General features: G+C 40.7%; 15 protein-coding genes. 6 read left to right on the top strand and 9 right to left on the bottom strand.

What is annotated here, in order from left to right:
- Positions 1–86: 86 nt before the first annotated feature.
- From lipA to IQ264_RS15130, 5 genes are all read left to right on the top strand, one after another.
- Positions 87–968 (top strand): lipoyl synthase, encoded by an 882-nt coding sequence (lipA, locus tag IQ264_RS15150; protein ID WP_193981627.1) that lies wholly within the window; start codon positions 87–89, stop codon positions 966–968.
- A 195-nt stretch (positions 969–1,163) separates the two neighbouring features.
- Positions 1,164–2,093: an NAD(P)H-dependent glycerol-3-phosphate dehydrogenase gene (locus tag IQ264_RS15145; RefSeq protein ID WP_193981626.1), complete on the top strand. Its 930-nt coding sequence runs from the start codon at positions 1,164–1,166 to the stop codon at positions 2,091–2,093.
- Positions 2,094–2,539: 446 nt separating this feature from the next.
- Positions 2,540–3,778, top strand: coding sequence for an RNA polymerase sigma factor SigC (gene sigC / locus IQ264_RS15140; RefSeq protein ID WP_193981625.1), 1,239 nt, complete (start codon positions 2,540–2,542; stop codon positions 3,776–3,778).
- A gap of 328 nt (positions 3,779–4,106) precedes the next feature.
- The gene (locus IQ264_RS15135; RefSeq protein ID WP_193981624.1) at positions 4,107–4,607 is read left to right on the top strand and encodes a Fur family transcriptional regulator; all 501 of its coding nucleotides are present in this window, start codon (positions 4,107–4,109) and stop codon (positions 4,605–4,607) included.
- Between the two features lie 140 nt (positions 4,608–4,747).
- Positions 4,748–5,203 (top strand): Fur family transcriptional regulator, encoded by a 456-nt coding sequence (locus IQ264_RS15130; protein ID WP_193981623.1) that lies wholly within the window; start codon positions 4,748–4,750, stop codon positions 5,201–5,203.
- 304 nt (positions 5,204–5,507) lie between these two features.
- Here IQ264_RS15130 and IQ264_RS15125 read toward each other — a convergent pair whose 3' ends face one another.
- From IQ264_RS15125 to IQ264_RS15105, 5 genes are all read right to left on the bottom strand, one after another.
- The gene (locus tag IQ264_RS15125) at positions 5,508–6,632 is read right to left on the bottom strand and encodes a peptidoglycan-binding domain-containing protein (RefSeq protein WP_193981622.1); all 1,125 of its coding nucleotides are present in this window, start codon (positions 6,630–6,632) and stop codon (positions 5,508–5,510) included.
- Between the two features lie 323 nt (positions 6,633–6,955).
- Positions 6,956–10,291 (bottom strand): efflux RND transporter permease subunit, encoded by a 3,336-nt coding sequence (locus tag IQ264_RS15120; RefSeq protein ID WP_193981621.1) that lies wholly within the window; start codon positions 10,289–10,291, stop codon positions 6,956–6,958.
- 120 nt (positions 10,292–10,411) lie between these two features.
- Positions 10,412–11,935 (bottom strand): efflux RND transporter periplasmic adaptor subunit, encoded by a 1,524-nt coding sequence (locus IQ264_RS15115; RefSeq protein WP_193981620.1) that lies wholly within the window; start codon positions 11,933–11,935, stop codon positions 10,412–10,414.
- A 375-nt stretch (positions 11,936–12,310) separates the two neighbouring features.
- Complete coding sequence (locus IQ264_RS15110; RefSeq protein WP_193981619.1) at positions 12,311–13,051, bottom strand: class I SAM-dependent methyltransferase; 741 nt, start codon at positions 13,049–13,051, stop codon at positions 12,311–12,313.
- 349 nt (positions 13,052–13,400) lie between these two features.
- The gene (locus tag IQ264_RS15105) at positions 13,401–13,598 is read right to left on the bottom strand and encodes a hypothetical protein (protein WP_193981618.1); all 198 of its coding nucleotides are present in this window, start codon (positions 13,596–13,598) and stop codon (positions 13,401–13,403) included.
- Positions 13,599–13,949: 351 nt separating this feature from the next.
- Here IQ264_RS15105 and IQ264_RS15100 point away from each other — a divergent pair, with 351 nt between their 5' ends.
- The gene (locus IQ264_RS15100; RefSeq protein ID WP_193981617.1) at positions 13,950–15,302 is read left to right on the top strand and encodes a D-alanyl-D-alanine carboxypeptidase; all 1,353 of its coding nucleotides are present in this window, start codon (positions 13,950–13,952) and stop codon (positions 15,300–15,302) included.
- A gap of 114 nt (positions 15,303–15,416) precedes the next feature.
- Here the strand turns inward: IQ264_RS15100 and IQ264_RS15095 are convergent, their stop codons facing one another.
- The 4 genes from IQ264_RS15095 to IQ264_RS15080 form a co-directional block, all read right to left on the bottom strand.
- Positions 15,417–16,610 (bottom strand): TPR domain-containing glycosyltransferase, encoded by a 1,194-nt coding sequence (locus tag IQ264_RS15095; protein WP_193981616.1) that lies wholly within the window; start codon positions 16,608–16,610, stop codon positions 15,417–15,419.
- Between the two features lie 101 nt (positions 16,611–16,711).
- Positions 16,712–20,101 carry an AAA-like domain-containing protein gene (locus tag IQ264_RS15090; protein WP_193981615.1) on the bottom strand — a complete coding sequence of 1,130 codons (3,390 nt, stop codon included), beginning with the start codon at positions 20,099–20,101 and terminating at the stop codon, positions 16,712–16,714.
- Positions 20,102–20,473: 372 nt separating this feature from the next.
- The gene (locus tag IQ264_RS15085) at positions 20,474–20,845 is read right to left on the bottom strand and encodes a hypothetical protein (RefSeq protein WP_193981614.1); all 372 of its coding nucleotides are present in this window, start codon (positions 20,843–20,845) and stop codon (positions 20,474–20,476) included.
- Between the two features lie 44 nt (positions 20,846–20,889).
- The gene (locus tag IQ264_RS15080; RefSeq protein ID WP_228061557.1) at positions 20,890–22,887 is read right to left on the bottom strand and encodes an AAA-like domain-containing protein; all 1,998 of its coding nucleotides are present in this window, start codon (positions 22,885–22,887) and stop codon (positions 20,890–20,892) included.
- Between the last annotated feature and the right edge of the window lie 47 nt (positions 22,888–22,934).

The raw sequence follows: 22,934 nt of genomic DNA, 5'->3' as shown, positions 1-22,934 counted from the left end.
GTATAAGAGACAGCCCCTGCCCCCCTGCCCCTCTGCCTTCTGCTATGATAAATCCTGGTTAAAGAGATCGACAGTAAGAGGCAATAGTGGTAGTCAAGCCAGAATGGTTGCGAGTAAAAGCGCCTCAGTGGGAGCGTGTTGGCAGCGTTAAAGAAATTTTACGGGATTTATCCCTGAATACAGTTTGTGAAGAAGCATCTTGCCCGAATATTGGCGAATGTTTCCACAATGGCACGGCAACATTTTTAATTATGGGGCCAGCTTGTACGCGAGCCTGTCCTTACTGTGACATTGATTTTGAAAAAAAGCCCAAACCCCTCGACCCTACAGAACCAAAAAGATTGGCAGAGGCGGTGCGAAGGTTAAACTTAAATCATGTGGTAATTACTTCAGTTAACCGGGATGATTTACCCGATGGTGGCGCATCTCAGTTTGTTCGTTGTATTTCAGAAATCCGCGCTATTTCTCCTGGTACTACAATTGAAGTGCTAATTCCTGATTTGTGTGGCAATTGGGAAGCATTAGCTGAGATTTTACAAGCTACACCGGAAGTTTTAAACCACAATACAGAAACAGTACCTCGTTTATATCGTCGGGTACGTCCGCAAGGGGAATATCAGAGGACGCTGGAATTACTTAAGCTAACGCGCCAACTAGCCCCCAAAGTCTACACCAAATCTGGCATCATGGTAGGACTGGGAGAAACTGACGACGAAGTTCGCCAAGTTATGCAAGACCTAAGAGCAGTAGATTGCGATATCCTCACCATAGGTCAATACTTACAACCCAGCCAAAAACATCTCCAAGTCGCAGGTTTTGTCACCCCCGAACAGTTCGCCGCTTGGCAAAAATTTGGCGAAAGTATCGGATTTTTGCAAGTAGTTTCTTCTCCCTTAACTCGTAGCTCTTACCATGCAGAACAAGTTAGAGCTTTAATGGAAAGATACCCCCGCCCTCAGCGAGGGTGACCAGGGGACAAGGGGACAAGGAGAAGTGTATTAAATTAAAACTTTCTCCCTAACTCAAAACTCACAGTTCCCCAAACTAACTCAAAATGTGCTACGCACCGCTACGCTAGCAAAACTTTCCCAGTCCCTAGTCCCCAGTCCCCATTCCCTATTCCCCATGAAAAACTCAAAACTCAAAACTCAAAACTTCCCTAGATGGAAACTAAGATAGCAGTTATTGGTGCAGGTGCTTGGGGTACGACTTTAGCTTTTTTGGCTAAAGCGAATGGTCATCAAGTGCGTGTGTGGTCGCGCCAAAGTTCGTCAACTCTTGCGGATGTCTTAGCAGATGCAGACATTGTAGTTTCTGCTGTTTCCATGAAGGGTGTAAGACCTGTAGTAGAACAATTACGGTCTTTACAGATGAATAAAGTAATTTTTGTTACCGCTACAAAAGGGTTAGACCCTTCGACTACTTGTACTCCTTCCCAAATTTGGCAAGCGGCATTTCCAGCAAATTCTGTAGTAGTTCTGGCTGGGCCAAATTTATCTAAAGAAATTCAAGCCGGATTACCCGCAGCTACCGTAGTTGGCAGTAATGACTTGGAAGCGGCTAAACTAGTACAAACATTGTTTAATTCCAGTCGGTTTCGCGTTTACACTAATGACGATCCCTTGGGTGTAGAGTTAGGTGGTACGCTAAAAAATGTGATGGCGATCGCAGCTGGTACCTGTGACGGTTTACAGTTAGGAACTAATGCCAAAGCCGCACTCCTGACTCGCGGACTCGCAGAAATTATCCGTATTGGGAATCATTGGGGAGCTAAAACCGATACATTCTATGGTTTATCAGGGTTAGGCGACCTCCTCGCTACTTGCAACAGCCCTTTGAGTCGGAACTATCAAGTTGGTTATGGATTAGCGATCGGGAAAAACCTCACAGAAATCTTAACCAATTTAGAAGGAACAGCCGAAGGAGTAAATACGTCTCAAGTGTTAGTTCATTTAGCTAATCAACAAGGAATTTATATCCCTATTTCCGCCCAAGTCGATCGCTTACTCAAAGGAGAAATCACCCCACAAGCAGCCGTAGATTCTCTGATGCTGCGAGATGTTAAACCAGAAACACATCTATCTAATAACTAATCCTTGAATTTTTTTTACTATCACAGCTAATAATGTTTTAGGGATTTTTGTAATATATCTTTAATAAAATTCCCGCTATTAGCTAGAAAGTGATCGGGAACTCATCTACCTAGTGATGTAGATTAACTTACCCTCAGACAGAGGTCACTCAAGACTTACATGATGTCCCTTTATACTAGCTTACGATACACAAAGTTCACACACTCCGTCTGGAAATTTTCATTTTATGAGACAACACTGTTATCTATTCTACTAATTATGGGAAAGATAATTATGTGCTACTAAAGACGGTAGTCGTCAAGCTCCAGAGTGCATCACTGGAAGTCTTATGAGTGAGTAGGGCAACTATCAAGATTATATTTCGTCATGTAAAGATGCCCACACCAGAAACCAATCGCCGAATTCAAAAAGCCCCTTTGTCATCCGGAGCAGTTGAGGCAATCACTATGCCAGCAACCTTTTATACCACTGATGCCACCTACAATAGTCAACCAGAAGCCCCTAGCTTTCAGTTAGATGAAATGGAACCAACAGTTAGGGATATAGTTGATTTAGAGATGGAGGAAGAAGAAACTGCCAATTTAGCAAAAAGTCCTAACCGTCGTACCAACGACTTAGTTCGTTTGTATCTCCAAGATATTGGTCGAGTGCGTTTGTTAGGGCGAGATGAAGAAGTTTCGGAAGCCCAACAAGTCCAGCGCTATATGCGGTTGCTGGAATTACGAGATCTGGCTGCCCAAGAGGAAGATGGGGTACTCCGGCAATATGTAGAATTGATTGAAATTCACGACCGCCTAGCGGCTAATTTAGGTCATCGTCCCTCTTTTGAAAGATGGGCAAATGCTGCGGGAATAACAGTAGCGGAACTTAAGCCAATTTTAGCTACCGGAAAACGCCGTTGGGCAGAATTAGTAGATTTAACTATTGAAGAACTAGAACAAATTCAAACTGAAGGGATTCGGGCGAAAGATCACATGATTAAGGCAAATTTGCGCTTAGTTGTGTCTGTCGCTAAAAAATACCAAAATCGTGGTTTGGAATTGTTGGATTTGATCCAAGAAGGTACTTTGGGATTGGAGCGAGCTGTTGAGAAGTTTGACCCCACGAAAGGTTATCGCTTCAGCACTTATGCTTACTGGTGGATTCGTCAAGGAATCACCCGTGCGATCGCCACTCAAAGCCGCACCATTCGTCTTCCAGTCCACATTACCGAAAAACTCAACAAAATAAAAAAAGCCCAGCGTAAAATCTCTCAAGAAAAAGGTCGCACCGCCACTCTAGAAGATTTAGCAAAGGAACTAGAAATGACACCTTTGCAAGTCCGGGAAGTTCTCTTCCGCGTTCCCCGCTCTGTTTCCTTTGAAACTAAAGTCGGGAAAGAAAAAGATACCGAACTAGGCGACCTGCTACCCACCGAAGAAATTTCTCCTGAAGATACTTTAATGCGGGAAGCTCTCTACCGTGACTTACAGCAGCTTTTAGCTGACTTAACTAGTAGGGAAAGAGATGTGATTCTCATGCGCTTTGGCTTAGAAGATGGCCGCTCCTACTCCTTAGCAGAAATTGGTCGGGCGTTGGATCTATCTCGCGAACGAGTCCGACAAATTGAAGCCAAAGCTCTACAAAAATTACGTCAACCTAAACGCCGTAATCGTGTTCGTGACTATCTTGAATCTTTTGGTTAAGTTTTTCAGTTAGTTCATTGTGTTTGTCTCCATTGACCGAGATTTTTTTCTCGGTCATTTTTTTTAGCAAGTAAACTCTTGATTTAAAATCCGATTATCAATAATTATAATTTTCTTAATATTAGGTTAAAAATCTCAGTTTGCCTCAGAAGCCTTTTATAACAAAGGTTTTAATTTTTGCTCTGCTTTATTTAATCAAAAAACTTCTCAATAATCTTAATTTTATTAGATGCTTTTAGAAATTAATTTTCAATAAGTAAAAGTTCTTGAAAATGAGTAGCAATATTGTGTATCCTTCCTGAATAGAAGGCTTTCTGAGAACGTCAATATGAGTACCTATACATCAGGCTCGTTTAAAGCTGAACTGAATGAAAAAGGTTGGCGTTTAACTCCCCAAAGACAAACTATTTTGCAAGTCTTTCAAGACCTTCCTGAAGGGAAGCATTTGAGTGCGGAAGAGCTTTACTCTGTGCTACAAGGTCAAGGTGAGAAAATCAGCCTATCGACGGTTTATCGTACCCTAAAGTTAATGGCGAGAATGGGCATTCTCCGAGAATTGGAACTAGCAGAAGGACACAAGCATTATGAAATCAATCAGCCCTATCCTAATCATCATCATCATTTAGTTTGTATTCAATGCAACAAAACGATCGAATTTAAAGATAATTCGATTTTGAAAGTTGGCTTGAAACAAACAGAAAAAGCTGGGCTGCATCTGTTAGACTGTCAACTGACTATTCATACTGTTTGTCCAGAAGCTTTGCGCCAGGGATGGCCCTCGCTGCTACCAAGCAATTGGTCTTGTTTGCGTTGGCATAGCCTGCCGTAGGCATATCGATCGCCCTATAAGCTGAGGAATCCAAGTCCCTAGTATAATTAAGATAAATTCTCAATAGTCTAAGTTTCTTGAAAATAAATCGCTAATTAGTTATTATTTTCAATAACTGTACCTTTCTTGAGAATGAGATCATGCCAGTCTATACAGCATCCTCACTGAAAGCTGAGCTAAATGAAAGAGGTTGGCGTTTAACTCCCCAACGGGAAACCATTCTACACCTTTTCCAAGAATTACCCAGAGGCGATCATTTAAGTGCTGAGGATCTTTATCACCGATTAGAAAGCCAAGGGGAACCAATTAGCTTATCTACAATTTACCGCAGCCTGAAATTAATGGCGAGAATGGGTATCCTGCGTGAGTTGGAATTGGGCGAAGGACATAAACATTATGAGCTAAACCAGCCTTATCCCCATCATCACGACCACCTGATTTGCGTGCGTTGTAATAAAACGGTGGAATTTAAAAATGATGCAATTTTGAAAATAGGAACTAAAACCGCAGAAAAAGAAGGATATCAGCTACTTGATTGCCAACTTACTATTCATGCGATTTGTCCTGCTTGTCAACGGGCTTTGCTACCTATTTAAAAACAAAAAGGTCGAGCCCATTCAGGGAAATGGGGAAATGGAGGATGGGGAGATGGGCAGGGCTAATTCATGGTCATCAAAGAAAATTAAACGGATGGGGGGACAAGGGGACAAGGGGAAAGATGATTTTTCCGTTGTTTGCATTATCTTTCCTTCACAAATCAATTTCTCTGTTGACCATGAATTAGCCCTGGGGAGATGGGGGGAAGATAATTTAACTAACTAGCTCTTCAATTCTCCCTACCTCCTCTGACCAAGCCTTCTGTGACCAAAAAATCCCGTTTTAGACCGATAACTGCAATAGCTATGGCTGTTGGAAGGGAGGAGCATTTTCACCAACTGCTGATGACTTTGGCTCGGCATTGAGTGCCGCATTTGTTTGGTCGTTGACACCATTAATAGTTGTGAATAAAGCGGCTTTGGTGCTGCTGTCTACAATTCCGTTAGGTGTGAGTCCGGCTTGTTTTTGGAAACGAGTTACAGCTTGTTTAGTTAAGGAGCCAAAGCTGCCTGTGTTATTGCCTTTGTAATAGCCTAAAGCTTTGAGACGTTGTTGTATGTCTTTGACTTCCTGACCGCGATCGCCTATTTTTAGGCTAGCTTGAATTAAAGTTCTGTTATTACTTACAGGTTTGTCGGCATTATCAGTTAAGGAGCCATTAGTAAAAGGAGAATTATTAAAAGTGGGATCTAGTGCTTGTTGAGTCGTACCGCCTTTAACCAAAGCTGCCCAAGTATTAGGTCCGACAATACCATCAACCATTAAGCGATTAGTGCGTTGAAATTGCCTAACTGCTATGGCAGTTTCCAGATTGAACTTACCATCAATAGAACCATTGTAAACACCTGCATCATTTAAAAGTTGTTGTAAGGCTTTAACAGATGGGCCTGCGGCACCCCGCCGTAAATTCGGTTGTTTGTTCGGATCGATCGCTGTTTGTGTGGCTTTTTCTGTTTTCGGCTCAGCTGTTTGTGCGCTTTTTTCTGTTTCCGGTTCAGGAGTGGTTTGAGCTACTGTGGTATTGTTCTGAAGTTTCCGTTCTAAGGCAGCAAGAGTTGTGCTTTCAACGATCCCATTTGCTGTTATTCCTTCATCTTGCTGAAAGCGAATCACAGCTTCTTTGGTTAAGGGGCCAAAGTGTCCGGTAGGGCGGCGATCGAAATAGCCTAGTTTTTGTAAATTTGTCTGAAGTTCTGCTACTTCTGAGCCTTTGGTACCTTGGCTCATTTGGGCCATAGCTTTGGTAGCAATTCCTACAGTGCTAATTGTGAGTACTAAGCTAAGTAAATGAATCCAGGCTGTTTTGCCTATGTTTTTCCAGTTTATTTTCTGGTAAGACTTTACATTGTCTAAATTAGCACTAAAGTTTACATCCTCGTTGTTTTCTGCTTGGCAACTTGCCAGATGTATGTAAATAAGGTTTTCCATAATTCCCCAGTCCAACTATTTACAATGAAAAGCTACTCCAAGTAATGAGTAGGCTATCAAAATTTTAATTTACAGTTATTTTCTGTTCAATAACTCAATCAATAATTAATGTGACGCTTTGCTGTGTCAAATTTAACTAAAGGTTCAGGCAATTTAGCTAATTTAGTCAATTTTCCTCAGTTAGTTGTTAAATCAGGATATTTTTGCCTGGTGATTGATTTTTCAATAGAGAAATCTTGGACAAACTCCCTCACTAAGAGGGATGCAGCAGAGGGGGTCAGGAGTTCAGAGAATTTTGGCTCTTGACTCCTGATGTTCAGAGGTTATTTTTCTGGTGAATTATGCCGATCGGTTTTCCGAGGCTCCTGAGTTATTGGAGAATTATCCTGGGGATGAAATCCATTACCATTACCATTAGAAGAATCATGATTGTCTGAATTTTTCCCATGACGGTAATAGAGTAAAGTTTGAGCTTTTGGTATTTGAGTTGGTTTTTTGGCTGGAGTTACAGTTGGTTTGTGAGTCCGTTTACGGAAGAGATCCTCTATGTTCTTAATGACAATATAGAGTACTGGTACTACTAACAAACTTAAGACTGTAGCGATGCACATTCCGCCAATAACAGCCGTACCCAAGGACTGGCGTGCTGCTGCACCTGCACCAGTAGCGATCGCCAATGGTAAAGTCCCAATAATAGTAGATAAAGCTGTCATCAAAATCGGTCGCATCCGTTGTTGAGAAGCTTCAATAGTTGCTTTGATAGTTGGTACACCTTGCTCTCGCAATTGGTTAGAAAATTCGACAATTAGTACAGCATTTTTACTTGCCATACCGATCAACATTAACAAACCAATTTGAGTATAAACGTCATTGGCAAACCCCCTCGATAATACTGCTAATAATGCGCCAAAAATTGCTAAAGGTACACTCAACATGATTATGAATGGATCGATGTAATTTTCATACTGGGCTGCTAGCACCAAAAACACAACGATAAATCCAAAACCGAAAATTAAAACTGATTGTCCTCCGGCTTGAATTTCTTCTAAAGTCAAACCAGACCATTCATAACCAAAACCTCTGGGTAAGACTTCTTTGGCTATGTTTTGCATAGCTTGAATTGCTTGTCCAGAACTTACTCCTGGTGCTCCAGAACCATTAATTTCTATAGACCTCAATAAGTTGTAATGGGAGATAACTGATGGCGCTGTTGTTTGGGTAACTTTCACTATGTTACTCAGCGGAACCATTTCGTTAGTTGCCGAGCGCACATAAAATTTACTGATGTCTTCTGGATTTGAGCGGAATTGTTGATCGGCTTGGACATACACCCGATAACTCCGGTTAAACTGATTGAAATCATTCACATATTGTGAGCCTAAGAAAATCTGCAAAGTACTAAAAATATCTTCTAAAGAAACTTGCAGGGCGTTGGCTTTGTTGCGATCGACTTCTACAACTAACTGAGGTGTATTCCCATTAAAATTAGGTCGCAATCCGACTAATTGTGGCGGTGCTTGGTTATTAGGAGTACCTGGATAAGTGCTGGCTCTACCTAAGAATTGACCCATTACTTCTTCCATAGCTCTAAACCCAATATTATTTCTATCTTGGAGTTGGAATTCAAAACCTCCAAAGTTACCCAACCCTTGAATTGCTGGTGGCGCAAATGGGATGACTGTCGCTTCTTTAATTGAGATTAATTGGGGAAAAAGACTACCAATAATTGCCTGTGATGATTGGTCAGGTCTTTTCCGTTCTTCCCAAGGTTTTAAAGTTGTAAAAATCAAGCCATTATTTGGTGTTGCGCCACTAAAGCTAAAGCCCCCAATGGCAAACACATTCATTACATCTGGTTGTTTTCTGAGAATACTTTCTGCTTGTTCTAAGACTTTTTCAGTGTAATTTAGAGAAGTTCCTTCCGGCCCTTGAACGATAGTAATAAAGTAGCCTTGGTCTTCTTGAGGAAGAAATCCTCCAGGGACGATCGTAAACAACCAATAAGTAGCGCCCAAAGCTACAACAAACAAAACGAGAATAATGTATCTCAGTTTGGTTACTATACGTAGCAACCAACCATAAACTGCTCTAATTTGTTCAATTACCCAGTTAATTGGACGAAAAAACCAGTGGTTATGTGATTGGCTTCTTCGCAGTAGTAAAGCGGAAATAGTTGGAGTGAGAGTAATAGCGTTAAAGGTAGAAATTGTTACTGAAAAAGCGATCGTTAAGGCAAATTGCTTGTACAATTGTCCTGTTGTACCAGGGAAAAATGCCACTGGTACAAACATGACTATTAGTACTAGTGAAGTAGCAATAACTGCACCCATTAACTCATTCATTGACTCAATGGCAGCTTCGACTGGGTTAATATCTTTTTCTTGAAGTCTGCGGGAGACATCTTCTACAATTACGATCGCATCATCCACCACCAGACCTGAACCCAAAGTCAGACCAAATAAGGTCAATGTGTTAATATTAAATCCTAGTAATTTGACAAACATAAAAGTCCCCAGTAAAGCTACTGGAATTGCAATACTAGGAATCAGAGTCGATCGCCAATCCTGCAAAAACAGAAAAATAATTAGGATTACTAAACCAATGGCTTGAAGTAAGGAAATTACTACTTCCTCGGCTCCTGCTTCAATAAATAGGGTGGTATCGTAAGCGACGGCATATTTAATTCCTGGAGGAAAACTTGGCGCTAATTCTGCCATAGCTACTTTGACAGCGTGCGCCACAGTTAAAGCGTTACTACCTGTTAATTGACTAATTCCTAAACCAACCCCTCTGCGTCCGTCAAATCGCAAAACTGAACTATAATTTTCTGCACCTAATTCGGCTCTACCGACATCTTTTAATTTAATTAAACTCCCATCTTCACCAGTTCTAATTACCAACTCGGCAAATTCATTAGCATCTTTAAATCTTCCTATCGCTTCGACGGCAAGTTGATACTGTTGATTTGGTGGTGCTGGTTGTTGTCCAATTTGTCCTGCACCTACTTGCAAATTTTGCCGACGCAGTGAATTTACCACATCTTGAGGTGTTAAACCACGACTTGCTAAACGATTAGGATCTAACCACAAACGCATTGCATAAGTGCGTTCCCCAAATATCTGCACATTAGCAACACCTTTGATTCTTTTTAAGGCATCGGTAATGTACAAGTCGGCATAGTTACTCAGATATAAGTCGTTGTATTGATTATTGTCGGCATAAAGTCCGATCGCCAATAAAAAGCCGCTCGTTTCTTTATTTACCCTGACTCCCGTTTGTTGTACTGGCCCTGGTAATCTGGATAAAACAGAAGAAACTCGGTTCTGGACATCTACTGCGGCAATATCTTGATTTCGCTCCAAATCAAAAGTTAAAGAAATACTGCTAGTACCATCATTAGCACTAGTAGATTTAATGTATTTCACACCTTCAATACCGTTGAGTTCTCTTTCTAAAATGTTGGTGACAGTAGACTCAACAACGGAAGCGTTAGCACCAATATAATTAGAGGTAACTGTTACTTGAGGCGGGGTGATTTCTGGATACTGAGCGACAGGTAATAAGAAAATACAAGCTGCTCCAACCATAGTAATAATGATCGAACAAACTGTGGCAAAGACTGGTCGCCTGATGAAGAAGTCGGATATAGAAAAAATCATGAAGTTTAATCAGGTTTTTCTGATTGGTCATTGGTCATTTGTCATATAGTGCTTCGCCAAGGTCATTTGTCATTGGTTATAAATTAAACTCACTAATGACTAATAACCGATGACTAATGACTAGTTTGATGGTGGTTTATTACCTTGTCCCCCAGGCGCACCTGCTCCAGGAGCTTGCGATTCAGGCATAATGGGAGCGCCGTCTCGCAGTTGCAAAATTCCGGCGACGACTATTTGTTGTCCTGGCTGCAAACCTTTGAGGATTTCCTGTTGATTACCAGTGATTTTGCCTAGTTCTACAGGTACTTGACGAGCAACCATATTTTCTGGTTTGTCGGGTGCTTTTTCCACAACAAAAACGAAATTTTGTCCTCCTTGCCGGGAAATTGCGGTAACTGGTACCACTACTCCGGGACGAGTATCCCAGATTATTTTCGCTTGCACAAATTGATCGGTTCGCAGTGAGCCATTTGAGTTGTCGAAGCTGGCTTTAACGAGGATTGATTGGGTTTGGGGGTTAATATTGGGGGCAATGAAGGATATTTGTCCTGTTTGTACGGGTTTACCTTGATTGTCGATGATTTTTACTGGCATTCCCATGCGGAGTCTGGTGGCTAGTTCTACCGGAACGTTGATTTGGGTTAGTAGGGTGTTGTTGTCTGCGATCGTATAAAGTTCGCTAGAAGAACTCACATAATCACCGACTTTTACTGGAATATCGCCAATTACACCCACAAAAGGCGCATTAATGGTGTAATAATTCAGCCTGACTCGTTGTTCAGTTGCTCCAGCTGCTTGTTGTTGAATTAACCTGTTTTGTTTGGTAATATTGGCCTCGGCTCTAGCAATAGCAGCTTCTTGAGCGCGAATTTCCGCTTCAATTTGTGCTACATCAGCTTGTGCTTTTTGCAAATCCAGTCGTCTTTGATCTAACGCTTGTCTAGTCACAGCGCCTTGACTTTGCAGTTGGGCAAATCTGCGAAATTCCCCCTGTTGAAATTGCAAATTAGACAAAATAGATTGTTTTTGCGCTTGTTTAGAGATCAGGTTTTGTTTAGCATTGGCAACATCTGCCTGTGCTAATTTCAACTCAGAGCGTGCTGATTCTACTGCTGCTAGTTGACTTTGCAAGGATGCAGCTTGTTCAGCAGGGTTAATTTGTATGATCGGTGCGCCTGCTCTGACACGCTGCCCCGGCTTAACAAATATATTAGTAATTTGACCGGAAACTTGCGGTTTTGGTCTTACTGATTGCCGAGATTCCAATCTCGCAACATATTCCGAATTCTCTTCAACGGTTGTTGGTTGTGCTTCTCCTAACCTGACTGGCATTGCCATTGGCCCACCTGGTTTACCGGGGCCACCTGGCCCACCTGGGCCTGCTTGTGTTGCCCCTCCCGGTTGGAAAAATCGATTGTAAGCGAACCATCCACCGCCACCAACTAACAACAGCATGAACAAAATTCCTAATATGCGGAGAAATTTTTTGCTGGGTTTAGAGGCAGAAGTATCGAATGTGGAAATTTCTTCTTCTTGGTAATTTTCTAAGTAGTCTTGGCGATCGTCTTTTTTCTCTACAGGCAGTACTTTTATATTTGGCAACTGTTCACTACTGCTGCGCTGTTCGGTATTTTCGGTATTCATCTGCCCCTCTATATAATTGACTAGATGCCGCTAGGAAATTTTAGTAATATTATCAGTCACTCTGCCACAGCCAAAAGAACTATTTTTTGACTTAAGGCTCTGAATTCTTACAAAAACTGGATTGTAACACAGTTGTAGATTCTTATGTTTAAATTCATCTCTATGTCGATTAGTAATCATCAATAGTGAAGATCTAGAGATGAACAATGCTGTTCTATAGTACTACTGCTTTTTTCTCTTTGGCTTGAGAAATTTCACGGAATTTCTCTTGAGAATTCTTCAATAATTGAGGCTTTACAATTTTAAATAAAGATAATTTAAGGAATTTTTAACTTTAAATTAATTATCTGAATTTTGTTTTAACCCTAAAAGTTTTCAATTTCCGCCAAATACGGCCAAGTTATAATACTTCCAAGGTACAGCTACGCCGTCAAATCCCGATTTTTTCAGCATTTGTAGCTGTATATCTAATGTTGCTAATTGATCGGGGCTAGAATATCCGTAAGGTACACTCTGACCAACTTGAGAGCGAATTTGTGCTAAAGTACTTCCTTGTTCGATCGCCCATTCTTCCCTAGCCGTTTGGTAAACAGCTTTCATTAATTCCGATTCTGGTAAAATTGGGTCTGCATTCCAAAAAACTCCGCCCGGATTAAGACTTTTGCGAATTTGTTGAAATAATTTTAATTTCATTTCATCGGTAAGATGATGAATTGCTAAGGAAGAAACACAGGCATCGAATTCGCTACCAATATTAGCTGTTTGGGAATTATTTGCCCATTCTCCAAAATCTGCTTCTTTAGCAATCCATTTTTCTGCATAACCAGCTAACCGAATTTTTTCTTGTGCATATTGCAGCATTCGTGGTGCGTAATCGACGGCTGTAATTTGAGCTGTAGGAAAGCGATTAAGTAATTTTAAACTTAATTCGCCTGTCCCACAACCAAGTTCTAAAATGCGATCGACATTTGCTGGAATACACCTCACCAAAATCTCAAGCATTTCATCATATTTTCGCAATAATTGGCGAATTCCCCGATCGAAATCAGCCGGATTCGGAAAAACCTCTCCTGGAAAAACTAGATTATGACTGGGAAATGCCGAATTTTCACTCATTAAGTTATGCCGATACTTATAGATTGATTTAGCATAGCATAATACATTCTTGTACTAATAACGCAAGTTGCTAGTTATTAAATTGAGGTAGGTAGTAGGTAGTAACGCAAGTTGCTAGTTATCAATTCTTTCCAGTTCCCCCCTTTGTAAGGGGGGCGGAGGGGGGATCTAAGGGTGTGATTACTAGGTTTAGATCCCCCCAACCCCCCTTATTAAGGGGGGCTAAGAAAGAGTCAGATTTGTAACTAGCAACTTGAGTTAGTAGGTAATAGGTAATGGGATTCCTACTACCTACTACCCACTATCCACTACCTATCACCACGTTAGTAAGTAGCAACTTGAGTTAATATTAATTATTGAATAGTTTTTTGTTTTGTCTTGGGAATAAGGCTGTGAATAAGTTGAATAGCCACCCATTCTGAAATAGATAGACTTTTATCGGCGGATTTTTTAATTGATATTGATAAGCCAATTGTTTATTTTTAGATTCGGCTTGTAAAGAGTTTTCATATTCTAAAGTGATATGGATATGAGCTAAAGATTCCATAATTGAGCCTCCTGTATTTTTCTGTATTTGATTTTAGTAAAGCTGGAAATTACCGGGAATTGAATTGTTGAGTAACCAGTATTTTGATTGTCTAGGTAAAGTCTTGGAGAAAACAACTTGCTGGTAGCTTGCGTTTAGGCTAGGCAGTAGACGGTTAGAAAACTGGTTAACTGATGGCGATCGGTAAATGCTAGATTGATGATCCAGAATTCTCCTAGTAAGAGATTTCATCCGGTTTTTTTGGGAAATTTCTCAGAGACTAGTTGGTTTGAGAGAAATTCTTCCCCTAAACTTGACCTACAGCCAGAAAAGTTTGATGATATCCTTGCAGACTTTCTGTTGAGACAATAGATGCTAGAAACCCGACGTTTGACTGCTACCCTAGCTGTAACTCTACTGACTGCGGCTGCTGGATGTTCCTCTAATATTTATCCTCCAGCTGTATCTAATACTGCTACGCCGCAAGTGAACGCTTTAAAAGATGCTACGACAGAACCAGCTATTTCAGTTTCAGCTACCAAATTAACTCTAGCTGCTATTAATCCCAAGCCCGCAGAACAACTAAAAATAAATCAATATCTCAGTGGTTTAGCGGTTAAAGGGTTTACCAAAAAAAGTCAAGGAGTATGGGTACAAACAAGCGATAGTTTGTTAGCAAATCACCAAGGTACAACACCTTTACCCGCCGCTTCAATTACTAAGGTAGCTACAAGTTTGGTAGCACTTTCTACCTTTAGCCCGAATCATCGGTTTGTGACTACAATTAGCACAACTGGCCCGATTCAGAATAGTACCCTAGAGGGTGATTTAGTCATTCAAGGAAACAAAGATCCTTTCTTTATTTGGGAAGAAGCATTTGCTTTAGGTAATCTTTTAAATGAGTTAGGCATCAAGCGAGTTAAGGGAAACTTGGTCATTAGTGGCAAGTTTTACATGAATTATGAATATGACCCTTTAAAATCAGGAACTTTGTTAAAAGTAGGGATGAATTCTCAACTTTGGACACCCCAAGCGTTAACTCAGTATCAAACTTTGCCTCCCGGTACTCCTCGACCACAAGTAATAATTGATGGTAAAGTCAAAGTAGTTCCGGTACAGCCGAGTAATGCTAAAGTTTTAGTGCGTCATTACTCCCCGACTCTTGCCGATTTGTTGAAAAAAATGAATCGGTACAGTAATAATAAAATGGCGGAAATGATTGCTGATTCTGTTGGTGGCGCTAAACAAGTAGAGAAAAAAGCTGCGACTATTGCTAATGTTCCACAAGCAGAAATTAAATTAGTTAATGGTTCTGGTTTGAGTGAATTAAATAAGATTTCTCCCCGTGCAGTAGTAGCTTTGTTTTTGGCAATTGACCGCTATTTAAAACCATTAAATATGACTGTTGGCGATGTGCTGACAGTGGTAGGACAGGATAAAAGTATTTTGGATGAACGCAAAATTCCTCAAATGTCGGTGGTGAAGTCAGGTACTTTAAATACTGTCAGTGCTTTAGCAGGTGCTTTACCAACAAAAGACAAGGGAATTGTCTGGTTTGCTATTATGAATGGAGGAGCAAATTTAACAGGTTTCCGCACTCAACAAGAGTTACTTTTAAACAATTTAGTTAATCAATGGGGAGTAGTTGACTCTCTACCTTCGGAGTTAACGCCAACTCAAAAACCTGAAGATCAAATGTCTCGAAATGAAGTAGTGAAGGAGTGAAAGGGAGCAGAGGGGCAGAGGGGCAGAGGAGAAAAAAATTCTGTCAGGGCGGGTTTTGTTGTTAATTCTTCTGCTGTGATTACAGTATTATCTGCTAAACCCGCCCCTACAAATTCATAAATCTCCAAGTCCCATTTCTTTTAATCCTTGGCGAAGTCTTGCTGCTTCGCTGGGGTTATTTGTTTGGTGAAGTTCGATCGCTCTTTTAAAAGCTACCAAACTCTCAGCAACATTACCAACTTTCAGGAAAACAACTCCTAAATTTTGATAAGCTTCAGCATAATTGGGATTTAGTTTAATTGCTTGTTGGTAAAGTGCGATCGCATCTGTAAACCTACCCACCTGCTTTAACAACATCCCCAAATTATAATAACCAACAGCAAAGTTTTGATCGATTGCGATCGCACTTACATAAGCTTCCTGCGCCGCCGCTAGTTGATTTGTTGCTTTAAGAACATTCCCTAAATTAATGAAAGCACCTAACTTTAATTGTGGTAAAATATCCAATTGTGTAGCAGTTTGATAATGCGACTCTGCGAAATTCAGTTGTTGTAAAGACTCGTAAGCAATACCCAAATGATAGTGTAACTCATAAAGTATACCTGCATCTATGGAATTAGCAGTTAACCCACGTTGTAAAAGTTCTATACCCTTTGCTGTTTCACCAATTTCTAAATATAATGCTCCTAATTTATTGCAAACATAAGGGTCGTTGGGATGCTGGTTTAGATAACCTTCCATTGTAGTTTTTGCGGTTTGGAATTTGTTGCGGGATGCGATCGCCCCAGGTTCATAGCCATAATGTAAAATAGCCACATCTGATAAACTACCAATTTGCCACTGCGGTTCTTTCTGCAAAAGCAAACTTACACTATCATCAATCATGGCATGATAAGGACGAGAAAAATACACCTCTGGATGTTTGCGAAATAACCGAGAAACTAAAGAATAAGGTGTTTGTTTCGCATCTATTTCTTGTCTTACTAAATTCACCACTAAAAGGTTAGTTTGCTGAATTACTTGTTTTAACTGGGGAACAATTTCTGGTTTTAAAACTTCATCAGCATCCAAAACTAAAACCCAGTCACATTGCACATATTTTAAAGCTTCATTTCGCGATACCGAAAAGTCATTACACCATTGCAAATGATAAACTTTTGCTCCGAAATTTTGAGCGATTTCCGGTGTTTTATCGGTAGAACCTGTATCTAAAACTATGATTTCATCAACTACATTTTGGACGCTTTCTAGGCATTTTGGTAAGGATTGTGATTCATTTTTGGCGATCGTGCAAAGGCTAAGTTTCATATTACGCTTGAGAATTTAATTGAAGAAATAGATTCTTTGGGTAAACACATCTGACAGACTCGTAGACAGCTTTGAGCTTGTTCATTCGTTGAATCTCAAATCTAATTACCAGAACTATGACAAACAGTAAGTTGTTTTCGTGCTTCTTGATGAGTAGCTAAATAATCTTTTAACCACACACATCCCCGTTGCAACAATTCATCTAATCCTTGCACACGCCACCAGCGAATTTTGCTAATATCAGATCCAGCAGCAGCAAGATGCTTGCCATCAGAACTAAAACTTACAGCCAAAACTTCCCCCGGATCGTAAACTTTGTAATTAGCTAATAACTGTCTAGGGGGTTTACCAGAAATAAACCATAACTTCACTGTACCATCAGCGCCAGCAGTAGCAAGGCGTTTTCCATCAGGGCTAAAACTCAGACTTCTCACTTCACTTTGATGGGAATTAAACTGTTCCAACAGCTTACCGGAACGATTCCAAAGTCGAATTGTCCCATCATCTCCAGCAGTGGCAATTACTTGTCCATCGGGACTAAAACTGACGCTCCAAACTTGATTTTGGTGCGAATTAAATTTAGTCAAAGGCTCACCAAATAGGTTCCAAAAACGCACCGTACCATTATCACCTGCGGTGGCAACTACTTCTCCATCCGGGCTAAAACTGACGCTCCAAACTCTACCTTGATCGCTTTTAAATTCAGTTAATCGGAAGCCTTGGCGATGCCAAATTTCTACTTTACCATCGGCTCCAGCAGTGACAATTTTTTGTCTATCGGGGCTAAAACTAAGGCTTAAAACCCGACTTTGATTACTTTTGAATTGAGCCAATTGCTTACCAGACCAATCCCACAATTTCACTTTACCATCAACTCCGGCAGTGGCAATTTGTTTTCCGTCGCTACTAAAACTAACGCGCCACAGTTCCTCACTTTCATTTTTAAGCATTTGTCCGCCTTGCAACACTGAACGAGATACTCCTCTCTGCCAAAATTGCCAAAGTCGCACTATTCCATCATCTCCACCGCTAGCAATTTCTTTGCCATCGGAACTGAAACTTAAACTTAAAATCTGACCCTGATGAGAGTACGATTTAGCTAATTGTTTGCCTGAAAAATCCCAAAGTCGCACTGTTCCATCCGCTCCACCTGTGGCAAGTTGTTTTCCGTTGGGGCTAAAACTTATGCTCGTTACTTTGCTTTGATAGGAGTTGATTTGTGCTATTTGTTTGCCTTGTTGCTGCCAAACTCGAATTGTGCCGTCTTCTTCTCCAGTGGCGATGTAATCTCCCTTGGGACTAAAACTTAGGTTTCTGATTTTACTGGTGTTAGATGTTAGTTTATGCAGCAGTTTACCAGATTGATTCCAAAGCCTAACAGTGCCATCTTCTCCTACAGTTGCTAATTGCTGATTCGAGTTAAAACGGATGCTCCAAATTTGATTTTGTTCGGAGTTGAACTGAGTTACTAATTTGCCAAGGTGATTCCAAATTCTAATGATACCGTCTTCTCCGGCTGAGGCGATCGCTTTTCCATCAGGGCTAAAACTCACACTCCAAACTTTCCCAGCATGACTTGGCATTGAAAATAATAGTTTTCCTTCTTTGTTCCAAAGTCTAACTGTACCATCACCACCCGCTGTGGCAATCTGCTTTCCGTCTGGGCTAAAACTAACATCAAATACTTCTCCTCGATGCCCTTTCAATTTAGCTACATTTAAACCTGTGCGCTGCCAAATTTTCACAATGCCGTCATCGTCGGCGCTGGCAATGTATTTTCCATCGGGGCTAAAATTGACGCGCCAAACTACTCCTTGATGTCCTTTAAACTGATGCCGTTGGTTAATTTTATCGAGAATTGTTTGTAATGAATAAATAGGACTGATGGCTGGATATTCTTGTAGTAAAGCTTGTTTGTTGCTTAGGGATTTCAAATCTTGTCCTGCTTGCATGGCTAACAGTAAGGATTCAATTTCTTTTTCTTCCGATTCGTATTGTCTAAGGGCGCTAATTCCTTCCCATTCTAGTTTGCTGCCTTCTCTTGCTTGTTTAATTGTTGTGCCTGCGTTTAGTACTAATGTGGCGGCAACAGCGGAAATAGCGGCTAATGCGGCTAAGCCTCTTTTAATTGTTTGATTGGCTTTTTGTTGGGCTGTGGCTAAGATTTGATTGGCTTCTCTTTCTGCTTCTAGGGCTTTTTGAACTTCTTTTCGCTCTAATTCTTGACTGGCGGTGAGGAATTGATAATCGCGATCGCTCAATTTTTTCTCCGCTGCCCATTCCAAAGCATTTTGTAATGCTCTTCCCCGCAATAATCGGGATTCATCTTGACAATCGGAAGCTAACCAAGCTGTGAGTGCTTCTGCATAAGGGCGCAAATTTACTAAGGCGTTTTCTACCCAATCTTGGTTAAAAATTCTCCCGTAAATCCGATTAGCAATAACTAATTTATTTTGCTCTTTAATGACTAATCCTGATAGTTGTAATTCAGTTTGTTCTAAACTGTGGTCTACGGTAATTTCTCCTTGTTGCAATACTTGCTGATACAATCCAAGCAATCGGCTGGTGTTGCGTTCGCTTCTAAAAATCCGCTCGATGATTGTTCTGAGATGTTTCGGTTCGTCGTTGCTTTCCCAGTTTTCTATTATTTGCGATCGCACTAACTCTTCAATCCCCAATTCTCCATCCCCATTCGCCACTAAATAACACAACTTTTGGGTGAGAAATGGTTGTCCTCCCGTCCAAGATAATATCTCTGGTAACACAACTTCGGGATGGCTAACTCTTGCCGCCAATCCTACCGCTAACGGCTGAACTTCGTCTAACTGAAAACCTTTTAAATGTATAGCTTGCCCAATATTAAACGGAGTGCGACTTTTATCTTTAATTAAATCTGATGGTGTCGCCACTCCCAAAAGGGCAAAAGTCAATCTTCTATATTCTGGTTTATCTGCTCGTTTGTTGAAGCAACTCCGAATAAAAATAAAAAAATCATCGATCGGGAAACTTAAACTCAAAACACTATCGATTTCATCAACAAAGATAACTATATCTTGCGTAATTTCCACAAGTAGCAATCGCTCAATAAATTCACTAAATCGCTGTAAGGGAGACAGAAACTCATGTTCGCGCCACCAACTCCTTAAATCGATTCGATCAAATAAATTGAAACTGTTTACTAAAGAATAAACTATCCCAGCATACCACTGACTTTGATTAACATTCCAATTCCCAATTTCGGAAAGGTCGATCGAAGCACAAGCTATTTCTTGGGCTTCTAAACGGCGCATTGTTCGCAATTGTAAGCTAGATTTTCCCATTTGTCGGGAACTGAGCACATAACAAAATTTTCCTGATTTCAAAGATTGGTAAAAATCTTCATCTGCTTGACGCTTAACATAAGTTGGTGCATTAGGAGGGAGACTCCCACCTACTTGATATTTGTAGTTATAAGGGCAGGAAAAATCCGGGCTGTTAAAATTGATTCTCATAAAAGCACCACATAAATATTAGAGTTAAAATTTTTACTCCGGCTTTGTTTAGATGAATTAACCGCTGGCGATCACCTAAAAATTTCGCAGGTCGTATACTATGGTTGTACTCTAACTTTTATGGGTGCGTTAATGCCTTGTGACGAATATAAGATTGTCTTAGATACTGAGAGATGCAACATTTGAACTCAAGAAACTTTTACGTCTTGGTAACTCTTATCCCAGTGTGCCAAACTTAAAACTGTCAATGATGCGGTAGATAAAAGATCGGATTTTTGAGATATTTTAACCCAGGAAAAACCTGATTTCGGCTGAGGCGTAGCTGATATTAAACCATAACCTTGAGAGTGATTAGAGAAAGAGGAACTATATTTACTCTAGCTCAAAATCGACATTTTTGATTTCATTACCACGACATCTAATTAATCTTTGCCGAGGATAAGTTCTCACCGGAAGAAGAGAGCCCGCTTCGTTGCGAAATACCCGCAACACATAATGACCTGCTGGCAAAGATGACAAATTATAAGCAGGTTGATTAGAATTAATCCGAGCCACTTTGGATGAGCGATCGCTATTATTATTTGCCATCACCACAAAATCGGAGCGTTCCCGATCTAAACCAGAACCAGATATTTTGCCAGAAATCGAGCAAGAACGCCCAGATGCTTGGATAGTTTCATCAGAGAACTCATCAGCTTTGAGCATATTTGTCGGAACAGACAATAAAAATAATGTTTGCAGCATAGCGAGTACCCCCCACTGCATTGAGGTCAAATTAAGAGCGGTTTTTAACCTCCGTTTTCTAATCTTTCCCGAAAATAAAGACGATATAAATTGCAACGCGGTTTCACCTCATTACCTTGCAAATTGACTAATCCCATACTGTGTAATTTAAAAGCCAGAATTGCTTCTAATTTCACAGAATGAGAACTACTAACAACTTCCCTCATTGCTATTGCTAATTCAGGATGCTGTTGTAAATTCCATAAATGACGACGTAAATGATCGGCATAAAGTCCCGATTCGGTGGGTGCCGATCTCAGCAGTTCGGCTAGAGTAGTATCTTTGCGAGCAATATGATACAGCGCAACTCGCACCAAAAATGGATGTCCTCCCATCATTTCCATCAGTTGTTTAACTGAGGTGATATCCCAATCCAATCCATAGCGCCGTGCTAATTCCTGCACTTGTTCGCTATAAAATTCTGGCAATTCAATTGGTAATCCCACATTAAAAGGAGACTGATTGATATCGAGAGGAATATAAACTTCGGTCGAGTGTACTACTACCAAGCGCAACTTTTTCCAAATATCCCGCTTTTTAGATTCTTCATGCCAAGCACGCAAAAGTCCAAAAAAGTCATCGGCAATTTCTGGATGTAAGAAAACGCGATCGACCTCATCCAACCCCAACACCAGCGGTCGATCTAATTCTGGCAACAAATACTTTTCAAAGTAAGCTTTACAATTAACCTTGCTGCCAAAAATATCATCCCAATAATCATCTAACTTATTAGGTAACTGTAACTCCAAACCAACATAAGCACAGAACCAGCGTAAGAACAGTTCCAAATCTTTGAATATTGCCTTTTCTGCGAGATGAAAACTCAAAGTTACGGTTCGACATCCACGATCTCCTGCATACTGAACAATTCGCGCCATTAAAGAAGTTTTACCCATTTGCCTGGGAGCCTTAACCCGAATCAAAGCTCCTGGTTGTAAAATCATTTCATAACAGCGAGTTTCGATCGGTGGTCGTTCAACATAAAAGTTAGAAGCCAAATCTACCTGTCCTTCAGGTAATTCAGGGCTCGCTACTGGCAGCGGACGACCATCATAACTTTCCCAAGCAGTTGGTAAACTAGCTCGATCTAAAATGGCAGACGAATCAATTAAGTTTTCAGTTCCAGCCATCAAATTCAGGATTTCTTGCACCATATTTGGGGTGTCAGCTTCCGAATTCCATTCCCGTTGCGGCACAGTTTGTAAATAGCTGCGTAAGTCATAACTAAGCGGGGAATTGAACGGAAAATTTACCCGAATTGCTAAAATTTTAGGTTTCCTATCAGCACCAGAATCCTGCATTTCTTTAGCTTGTCTTAATTCCTCAATCAGCATATCGCTGAAAGCAGATTGAGGAGACAATAGTAACAGTAAAAAATCCGATTCTTCTAATAGAGATTGAATGCGTTGCGGCCAATTTTTCCCAACTTTAATGCTTTCTTCCGCTGGGAATACTTCGTAACCAAAATCAGAAATAGCAGTGGACAATTGCCGCGCCAGAGTGTTATCTGGTTCTTGGCTGCGATAGCTAATTAAGACTTTTCCCGAATGGCTAATAGATTGCTCCTGCGCCACATTCTTATCAGGCTCTACTATTCTCTGGTTTTCCAACTCCTGAATCAGGAAAATTCGCAGCCGATTCTCTTTGCCTCTGTTCAATCCGCTGATGCCAAACTTGTTATACACTTGGCCCATGCGTTTCAGGCAGGCACCGGGAGAGGTTTGCAGTTGAGCAGCAATTTGTTCGTAGTCCAGATTTTCTGCAAACCGCAGCAAGAATACTTCCTCTTGTTCGGGAGAAAGTTCGCGACTGTGAGCCATCTGAACTAGAAATTGGCGGGAAAACATCAGGAAAGTTTTTAACGACAGGTTCAAAAGGTGGAAAGAAGCAGATTTTGAGTCGGCTGAGTTTTGCCAACTCGTCTGAGAGAAACAGGGTTTTACTTTGTAGAGGCGATCGCATAGCGTGCCTCTACCCTTAACCTCACAAACTTGATTCGACAAACCAGATAAATACCTCTGATTCCACCTTAGCTTAATATATCAGCTAC

This window comes from [Phormidium] sp. LEGE 05292, from assembly GCF_015207735.1.
Taxonomy (GTDB): Bacteria; Cyanobacteriota; Cyanobacteriia; order Cyanobacteriales; family Aerosakkonemataceae; genus Floridanema.
Note: the sequence above shows the minus strand (reverse complement) of the source record. Positions and strands in the feature narration are given on the sequence as shown.

What these genes read in the sequence shown, in the direction of transcription:
- IQ264_RS15090 (WP_193981615.1), bottom strand. Translation starts at nt 20,101, where the DNA reads ATGAGAATCAATTTTAACAGCCCGGATTTTTCCTGCCCTTATAACTAC.
- IQ264_RS15095 (WP_193981616.1), bottom strand. Translation starts at nt 16,610, where the DNA reads ATGAAACTTAGCCTTTGCACGATCGCCAAAAATGAATCACAATCCTTA.
- IQ264_RS15120 (WP_193981621.1), bottom strand. Translation starts at nt 10,291, where the DNA reads ATGATTTTTTCTATATCCGACTTCTTCATCAGGCGACCAGTCTTTGCC.
- IQ264_RS15145 (WP_193981626.1), top strand. Translation starts at nt 1,164, where the DNA reads ATGGAAACTAAGATAGCAGTTATTGGTGCAGGTGCTTGGGGTACGACT.
- sigC (WP_193981625.1), top strand. Translation starts at nt 2,540, where the DNA reads ATGCCAGCAACCTTTTATACCACTGATGCCACCTACAATAGTCAACCA.
- IQ264_RS15135 (WP_193981624.1), top strand. Translation starts at nt 4,107, where the DNA reads ATGAGTACCTATACATCAGGCTCGTTTAAAGCTGAACTGAATGAAAAA.
- IQ264_RS15110 (WP_193981619.1), bottom strand. Translation starts at nt 13,051, where the DNA reads ATGAGTGAAAATTCGGCATTTCCCAGTCATAATCTAGTTTTTCCAGGA.
- IQ264_RS15115 (WP_193981620.1), bottom strand. Translation starts at nt 11,935, where the DNA reads ATGAATACCGAAAATACCGAACAGCGCAGCAGTAGTGAACAGTTGCCA.
- IQ264_RS15100 (WP_193981617.1), top strand. Translation starts at nt 13,950, where the DNA reads ATGCTAGAAACCCGACGTTTGACTGCTACCCTAGCTGTAACTCTACTG.
- IQ264_RS15085 (WP_193981614.1), bottom strand. Translation starts at nt 20,845, where the DNA reads ATGCTGCAAACATTATTTTTATTGTCTGTTCCGACAAATATGCTCAAA.
- IQ264_RS15130 (WP_193981623.1), top strand. Translation starts at nt 4,748, where the DNA reads ATGCCAGTCTATACAGCATCCTCACTGAAAGCTGAGCTAAATGAAAGA.
- IQ264_RS15125 (WP_193981622.1), bottom strand. Translation starts at nt 6,632, where the DNA reads ATGGAAAACCTTATTTACATACATCTGGCAAGTTGCCAAGCAGAAAAC.
- IQ264_RS15105 (WP_193981618.1), bottom strand. Translation starts at nt 13,598, where the DNA reads ATGGAATCTTTAGCTCATATCCATATCACTTTAGAATATGAAAACTCT.